This is a genomic window from Chrysiogenia bacterium, from assembly GCA_020434085.1.
Lineage (GTDB): Bacteria > JAGRBM01 > JAGRBM01 > JAGRBM01 > JAGRBM01 > JAGRBM01.
Genome location: JAGRBM010000174.1, coordinates 1 through 7,792, shown reverse-complemented (window position 1 = coordinate 7,792; position 7,792 = coordinate 1). Strand labels below are relative to the sequence as shown.

Sequence of the window (7,792 nt, the reverse complement as noted above, 5' to 3'; positions counted from 1 at the left end):
CGGCGGGTAATGGATGGTTTGAATTGAAAACGCTTTCCCTGATTTCCCTGCCAGTGCTTTGTCTGCTCTGCGCTGCTACGAACGCCCGCTCATTCAAGAGCGCCACCCCCACCAATACCTCCGTGCTCCCCATCGTGCTCAGCGCCAAAGACGTGCCGGCGCTCGATGGCGCGCGCATCGTTTCTCTTTCTGGATTTTCCTGCCGGGGCGAGCGCCCAGAACCCCTGCTCTTCCAGGTGGATGAGCGCAACGGGCAGGACCGCTATGTCTCCAGCGAGGCGAGCGGCGCACTTGCACGTGACGAGAGCCCCGGCGTGCTCGACGCCAACGACGAGATCGTCTTCATGGCCTCCGAGCTGGGCGAGCCCTGCAGCGCTGAAGCGCTCGCGCGCGTGCGCGGCAGGCTGCTCGAGATCCAAATCGCCGGGGAGAACTATCCCGATCCCGGCCACGTCTATCTGCTGCTCGGCGAGAAGGGCTACGTCCCCAACCGAACGCTGATCGATTACGACACTGCCACCAGCACGGTGCGCACCGACGCCTACACGATGGGCTACGACCCCGACCTGCCCTTCATTTACAAGAGCCTGACCTACGCCGATCTCAAGGGGCGTGCCAAAGAAGACATCCTGGACCGGCTCAAGGTCCGCATCGAAGCCCGCGCGCTGGGTTCACTGGTCACGTTGCGTTTCGACGAGGAAGACTTCGATGCGACGCTCGATGCGCTAAAGCGCGGTCCCATTCGCGTGATTCGCGAAATGACAGTGCATGTTCCCATTGCGCCGGGCGTAACCGTCACAGCGAGCGTGACCTTTCTGCACTACGAGCGCCTGTGGCAGGGCATCGTCACCCTCGATATTCCCGATACCGTCGCGACGGTCACTTCATCGATGGACGTGGCTCTGATCCATGACTTTGTGGACCTGCGCGGGCTCAAGCTCTCCACGAGTGGTCTGCCCCAGGGCACGCTCATTGACGGGCGGATGATCGAGCTCGAGCGTAACCTCAAGCTCACCGGCGATACCTGGTTCATGCTCACCGGCGGCGGGCTCTACGAAGTGACCACGGTCGAGTTCGATCGCAGCCTCAAGCTCGAGCCCACGGCCCTGTTCGTCGACGGCAACGAGGAAACCGCTCCGCCCGAGGACCACCCCGGCGGCTTGCCCAGCGTGGGGCTGGAGTTTCTCGACTGGCAGAACCTCAAGCCGGGCATCCATTCCTTCAGCGCCCACATGGCCCAGCTCCCGAGCTTTCCCAACGGCGGCGGCGGCGGTTTCTACAAGACGCTCCACGCCCCGCAAGCCATCACCACGCGCGAGATCACAGCGCCCGCCAACTAGCAAACTTCAGCGGACGGTGGGCCCCTCAGCAGGTTCGATATCACCGGGCCGGCGCAGCATCTTGTCCACTTCGGCAATGTGCAGGGTTTCTTCGTAGATGCGCTTGCGCGAGAATTCCTCGAGCAGCACCGACTTGCCCGTCACCAGGTCGAGAAGCAGCTCGTAGGCATCGAGCGCGGCCGTCTCGTGTTCAAGCGACTCGCGCAGGATGTCGTCGATGTCGTGCTTCTCCGTCTCGAGCAGCGGGCCGATTCCCAGCGAGGGGTGGCCGCCCAGGGTCGTGATGAGCTCGCCGGCTTCCTGGGCATGGAGCATCGATTCCTGCGCCAGTTCGCGCAGCCACTTGGTAATGGGTATGCGGGCATGGCCGTAAATCATGAACGAGTAGTGGTTGTAACGAACCACCCCGGCCAGCTCCATTTCAAGAATGGTGTTGAGGGTTTCAAAGACTTTCTTCTGGTCGAAATCCGGCATGGCGAGATTCGCCTCCTGCAAATGAGATTTGCGCCGGAATGTCTGGTGCCGGGAGGGCAAGTGCAAACCTAGCACATCCGCCCGCCAGATACCCGTGAAAAGCCCCTGAAAGTCACTTGTGAAGGCGCTTTTCGCTTTCAAAACCTTTGACAGCCGCGCGCCCCGCGTCTAGATTGAGCGGCCCTGAGAGCGTTGCGCCCGGAGGGGTTTCTCCCCAAAAAGCGCACCGCGCCGCGGAGAGGTGGCCGAGTGGCTGAAGGCGGCAGTTTGCTAAATTGTTGAACTGGGAAACCGGTTCCGGGGGTTCGAATCCCCCCCTCTCCGCCATTTTTTCCTCTGTTCTTGCCTCAAAGTTCCTGCACTGCAGCAGCCGATGGTTTTGCCGGTGGCAGGTAACGCTCGTGCCGGGTGGCCGAGCCCACGTAGCGCAGGGTGAAGCTCATCATCCGCCGGTTGATGCGCGGTAGAACCATCGCAAAGCCCCACCTCCCAAGCCGGCAAATCCGCTCAAACCATTTCTGGTCGGCGTCCGTCCACGGCAGGTCGAAGCGTTCGCGCACAATCTCCGGCATCGCGCCGATCACTACCAAACGCCCGGCATTTCGCGTCAATGGGTCCTTGAAATTGCTCTTTGTCAGCGGAAGGCGCCACTGCCCTGAGATCGCCATGTCCAGGGTGCAACGCGCTGCGCGTGTCATCTCCAGCTTGTCCCCGCAGATTCGTTCGTAGTGCTCACAGAAGGCGCCATAATCGGGTGGCAACTCGTTGTAGCGCACGCCATAAAGTTCGTACCACGTCAGCGTCTCCGCGTAGAGACAATCGACGTCCACACGATCGAGTCCCCCGCGATGAAACAGCCGAATGGACTCGAATACTTCCCAGGTGAAAGTCGCATGCGCCCACCAGTAGGTCTCAGGGTCGAGGGCATGGTAGGGACGCCCGGTGTCGTCCGTTCCTTGAATACTGCGATGCAGATCGCGAATATGCCGGGCACGGGCCGCTCCATCGGGCTTCAGCACCGTCGCCCAGATCTGGGGGATTGAGCGATACACCCGCCCGAATGGATTCTCGAAAAAATCCGACTGCTTGGCGACAGCGGTCCCGAGCGGCGGATACATGAGCTGTAGAATCCCGGCGCTGCCACCCGGGAAGAGTGAGCGCCAGTCGCTCAGATACCGGTAGAGCAGCGGCATTTGCCCGCCATTCCAGTTCCCGATCTGTTCGGTGGGACTCATACTGACAAGTGTATCCAAGTAATTACTTGCATTCTACTCGGATTTGCCCCGATATCCCCCAAACCGGCGAATGAGGCGCGAAACGGTCACGCGCTGACTTCAGAAGCGCGCGCATGCCCCCGAGGCCCACCCTCTCTGTCGGTGCCTACTTTCATTACCGGTACTGCGCAGAAAGCCCACTCCGGAGGCCGCCACGTCAGCCCCGGCCAGTCTCAGTATTCCGCGCGCCGCGTGCTAGTATCGCTCGCACCAAATTCAAGCATCAACAAAGGGGCCGACATGCACGTTGCCATTACCGGCGCATCTTCAGGAATTGGAAAGGCGCTGGCCCAGGAATACGCCCGGGCGGGTGCGAAGCTCACGCTGGTTGCGCGGCGCAAGGAAGTTCTCGATCAGATTGCGCGTGAGAGCGGCGCGACGGCCCATACCGTCGGCGCAGACCTCTCGGACTCGCCCCATGCAGCCGACTGGGTCGCGGCATCCGAGAAGGCGCTCGGCCCCATCGACGTGCTCGTCAACAATGCGGGCATGGACAACATGGGCCCCACCCTGGAAGCAGACCTTGCCGAATGCATCGCGCTCATGCACCTCAACCTGCTCTCACCGCTCACGCTGGCCCAGCATGTCGCGCCGCGCATGGCCGCGCGGCGAAGCGGTCATATCGTGAATATCGCCTCGGTCGCGGCGCTCGCACCGGTGCCCATGAAAGCCTGGTACGGCGCTTCCAAGGCCGGCTTTGCCATGTTCTCGGAGTCGCTGCGCTATGAGATTCTAAAGAGCGGCGTGCACGTGATGACCGTCTATCCGGGCCCCATCAATACCCCGATGGCCGACAAGTCCTACGAGGCCGTCGGCGGGCGCAAGGGAACCGCCGCGCTCATGCCCGAGGGAAAGCCCGAGACTCTCGCGCGCCTGATACGCAAGGGAGTCGAGAGCCGCAAGGCGCGGATCGTCTACCCTGCGTTCTATCTCTCGCAGATGTTCGCCCCGAATCTCTCGGGCTGGCTCGCGGGGACTTTTGGTCCCAAGCCGGATTTTTCCTAGCCCGCGCTCAGGCCCGTCCCTGCGTCAGATACTCGGGCGGATCGACCCAGGCGCCCGCTTCGCGCAGCTCGCGTTCCTGCTCGGGGCTGATGCCGCATTCCTCGGCGCTCAGGTAACAGGCCGGGTCCGGGCGCCAGGGAGTGCCGTAGACGCGCTCGGCACGCACCCGCATGCCGCCGCCGCAGAGCCCGTACCACTTGCACACCGAGCACTTGCCCTCGATGCGGCCTTCCTGGTTGCGAAGCGCATACAGGCGCTCGTCCGAGAGATCGGTCCAGATGTCGGAGAACTTGCGCTCCTTCACATTGCCGAAGCTGTAGTTCATCGAGAACTGGTCGGCGTGCACGTTGCCCAGGAAGTCGATGTCGCCGATACCGACGCCCGAGGAATTGCGGCCGCCGCCGTTCCAGCGAAGGCGCTTCTCAATTCTCTCGGCCAGCGCCGGGTCGCTCTCGAGCGCGCGCTGGTAGAAGTAGACCCCGTCGATGTGATTATCGACGGTGAGCACCTCGATGGGCTTGCCGCGCTGATGCATGTCGAGCGTGCGCGCAGCGATCTTGTCGAGGGCGTCGCGGGTCTCGGCATGAGTGAGATCCGATTCCTGCAGACCGCCGCCGCGGCCGGAATAGACCAGGTGGTAGAAACACACGCGGCCGATGCCTTCGGCTTCGATGAAATCAAAGATGTTGTCGAGGTCTTCGTAGTTGTTGCGGGTGAGCGTCATGCGAAGGCCCACGCGCTGACCAACGGCGATGCAGTTGCGGAGTCCGCGCACGGCGGCGTCGAAGGCGCCTTCCTTGCCGCGGAAGCGGTCGTTCACTTCGCCGATGCCGTCGAAGGAAATGCCCACGTAGGTAAAGCCGTGGTCCTTGAGCTTGCGGGCGGTCTCTTCGTCGATGAGCGTGCCATTGGTGGAGAGGGTCAGGCGCAGGCCGCGATCACGGGCGTAGGGAACGAGTTCCCAGAAATCGTGACGAGTGAGCGGCTCGCCGCCCGAGAGAAGCAGGGCCGGCACGCCGAAATCGGCGAGGTCGTCGATGACGCCCTTGGCCTGCTCGGTGCTCAGCTCGCCGTCGTAGCGCTTGCCCTCGGAATCGGTGTAGCAATGGACGCAGCGCAGGTTGCAACTGCGGGTGAGATTCCAGACCACCACCGGGCGGCGGGCCTCGGCGCTCACCGGCGCCTCGGGCGGCGTCGAGCCGGGCATGCCGTGTTTTTCGGGGACATTCTCGCCGTAGCGGATGGCGTCGCCGGCGGCGACCTGGTCCAGAAGTAGCTTGGTCACGCTGATCATGGGGTTGCTCCTTGGGAAGGTCCGAAACTGGGGCCGAAAACCGGCCCAGACTGCTCCCTGAGACCCACCATAGGGCTTTTGAGTCGCTGAAAAGATGACGTAGCTCATATGAAGCGCCGCAAATGCGCCCAGACTACGAAATCGCTTTTTTTCGAGGCTGAAGGGCGTTTCAGGCGTTCTCAGCGCCGCCGGAATAGTGGATCCTCGGCACGTAGTCGTCGATCGATTCGAGTACCGGGAAATCCCCCAGCGCGCGCCCCATCCCGATACGCAGGAACGAGTCCACCCATCGCTGGATGTCGTTGCGCCGGATCTTCTGGCGAAGGCGCTGCATCCGCGGGTGCCGGCGCTCGGGAGGCATGATCGCCGCCTGATAAATCGCGTCGGCCGTGCCCTCGATGTCGAAGGGATTGACCAGCAGTGCATCGCGCTGGAGCTCGGAGGCCGCGCCGGCGAACTCGCTGAGGATGAGCACACCCGATTCATCGAGATTGCAGGCGCAGTATTCCTTCGCCACCAGGTTCATCCCGTCGCAAAGCGGAGTCACCAGTCCGATGTCGGCGCTGCGGCAATAGGCCAGTATCTCCTCGCGCGTGAGCGTGCGGTAGAGATAGTGAATGGGGATCCACCCCACCCGGCTGAAGCGCCCGTTGATTCGCCCCACCAGGCGCTCGATCTCCGCGTGCAGGGATTCGTACTCGGGAATGGTCTCGCGGCTGGGCGCGACGATCTGCACCAGGCTGATGTGCCCCTGCAGGTCGGGGTAACGCTCGAGTGCGTTCTCGAATGCACGAAAGCGATGCGGGATCCCCTTCGTGTAATCGAGCCGGTCGAGCCCCACCATCACCTTGCGCGGGCCCATCTGCTCGCGAAGCTGCTCGCAGAGCTGCGTGACGTGATCGGACGCCGCTGCATCTGCGAACTCGCGAAAGTCGATGCTGATGGGAAATGCGCCCACGTGCAGCTCGCGCTCGCCGAGCCTGGCCCGCGCCAGCGCGCCCTTGGCCTGCACCTCAACGCCGGGAACGAGCTGGCGCACGCAGTTCAAAAAATGCCTGCGATCCCGCATGGTCTGGAAGCCCAATAGGTCGAAATCCAGCAGGGCCTGCATCACCTTTTCGCGCCAGGGAAGCCGCAAGAAAACCTCAACCGGGGGAAACGGGATGTGCAGAAAAAATCCGATCGGCGCCTTCAGGCCCAGGCGCCGCAGCTCGCGCCCGACTTCCATCAGGTGATAATCGTGCACCCAGATATAATCGCCCTCGCGATAGTGCTCGCGCAGGCGCCTGGCAAAGCGCTCGTTCACCCTCATGTAGGTGTCCCAGTATTCGGGCGAAAACTTGCAGCGGTCGATCAGGCTATGGAAAAGCGGCCAGGCGATCTGGTTGGAGAATCCCAGGTAGAAGCGATTGACCTCGCGCTCGGAGAGTTCGATTGGATGGAGTTCGAAGCCCGCCTCGCGGTTGGCCTGCGCCAGGTCTTCCTCGCGCCCTTCCAATGAGGCATTCGAGCCCGACCAGCCGACCCACAGCCCGCCGCGGTTGCGCAGCACGGCCCGAAGCGCGGTCACCAGGCCGCCGCCCGAAGGCTTTGCCTGCAGCCTGCCGTTTTCTTCAACAAAGGTAACCGGCAGCCGGTTGGCCGCAATGATCAGTCTGCTCTCACTCATTTCCCGCCCTCGCTCCAGTTGTGCATGCCTCGGTCCAAAGCGCGAGAAACGCCAGTAGCTCTCCCGGCGGCCGGATCCACAACGCTGCCTGCGTCTCACGCATTTCCGGACGAACCAGCACCGAAAGCCCGCTGCCCGAGAGCGCTGCGAAGGCATCTTCGTCGGTGAGATCGTCGCCCAGATAGGCAATGCAGTCGCTGGTCTCGGCAAGCAGGAGCCGCACGATGGTGCCCTTGTCGCGCCCCTTCACGCGAAGCTCCAGCCCGCCGTCGAACGGCTTGAGCTTTAGCAAAGAGGAGCGCGTCAGTGGCTGGAGCGCCTCACGCGCGAGTCGTTCGAGGCGCGCGCGCTCGCCTGTTTCAAGCCCGCGCCAGTGCAATGCAATGGAGGATGCCTTCTGTTCGATGTGCGTGGCGGGCCAGTGTTTCCGAGCCCACACAACGGCCTCGGCCAGGGCCTCACCTGCGAGCGGAGGAAGCGGCTCACGCTCGATCGCGCCGTCGGGCAACCGGCGCTCCCAGCCGTGGGCGCCCCAGACTTCGGGCATGGGATCGAGCTGAATCAGGCGGGGAAGATCGCTGGCGCTGCGACCGCTGATGAGAACCACTCGCGTCGATGTCCGAGCCATCAATTCATGGAGCGCTTCGCGAACCCCCGCATAGGGGTGAGCGCGGTCGCGATCAGGGGTGAAGGGAGCGAGCGTCCCGTCGTAGTCGAGCAGCAGCAGCGGGCGGTG

At 63.1% G+C, this 7,792-nt stretch carries 7 protein-coding genes and 1 tRNA gene; 3 read left to right on the top strand and 5 right to left on the bottom strand.

Annotation, left to right across the window (positions count from 1 at the left end; all coding sequences use genetic code 11):
- The coding region (locus tag KDH09_05945) for a hypothetical protein (GenBank protein ID MCB0219219.1) at positions 1-1,340 on the top strand (1,340 nt) is incomplete at its 5' end.
- A gap of 6 nt (positions 1,341-1,346) precedes the next feature.
- Here the strand turns inward: KDH09_05945 and KDH09_05940 are convergent.
- Positions 1,347-1,814, bottom strand: coding sequence for a bacterioferritin (locus KDH09_05940; protein ID MCB0219218.1), 468 nt, complete (start codon positions 1,812-1,814; stop codon positions 1,347-1,349).
- Between the two features lie 235 nt (positions 1,815-2,049).
- Here KDH09_05940 and KDH09_05935 point away from each other — a divergent pair.
- Positions 2,050-2,141, top strand: a tRNA-Ser gene (locus tag KDH09_05935).
- A gap of 20 nt (positions 2,142-2,161) precedes the next feature.
- Here the strand turns inward: KDH09_05935 and KDH09_05930 are convergent.
- Positions 2,162-3,007: a DUF2236 domain-containing protein gene (locus tag KDH09_05930; protein ID MCB0219217.1), complete on the bottom strand. Its 846-nt coding sequence runs from the start codon at positions 3,005-3,007 to the stop codon at positions 2,162-2,164.
- Between the two features lie 321 nt (positions 3,008-3,328).
- Here KDH09_05930 and KDH09_05925 point away from each other — a divergent pair, with 321 nt between their 5' ends.
- Positions 3,329-4,093: an SDR family NAD(P)-dependent oxidoreductase gene (locus KDH09_05925; GenBank protein MCB0219216.1), complete on the top strand. Its 765-nt coding sequence runs from the start codon at positions 3,329-3,331 to the stop codon at positions 4,091-4,093.
- 7 nt (positions 4,094-4,100) lie between these two features.
- On the opposite strand, the gene KDH09_05920 is transcribed toward KDH09_05925, so the two are convergent.
- The 3 genes from KDH09_05920 to otsB all read right to left on the bottom strand — a co-directional run.
- Positions 4,101-5,387: a radical SAM protein gene (locus KDH09_05920; GenBank protein MCB0219215.1), complete on the bottom strand. Its 1,287-nt coding sequence runs from the start codon at positions 5,385-5,387 to the stop codon at positions 4,101-4,103.
- Between the two features lie 169 nt (positions 5,388-5,556).
- Positions 5,557-7,056 (bottom strand): trehalose-6-phosphate synthase, encoded by a 1,500-nt coding sequence (locus tag KDH09_05915; GenBank protein MCB0219214.1) that lies wholly within the window; start codon positions 7,054-7,056, stop codon positions 5,557-5,559.
- The coding region (gene otsB, locus KDH09_05910) for a trehalose-phosphatase (GenBank protein MCB0219213.1) at positions 7,049-7,792 on the bottom strand (744 nt) is incomplete at its 5' end. The genes otsB and KDH09_05915, both read right to left, overlap by 8 nt.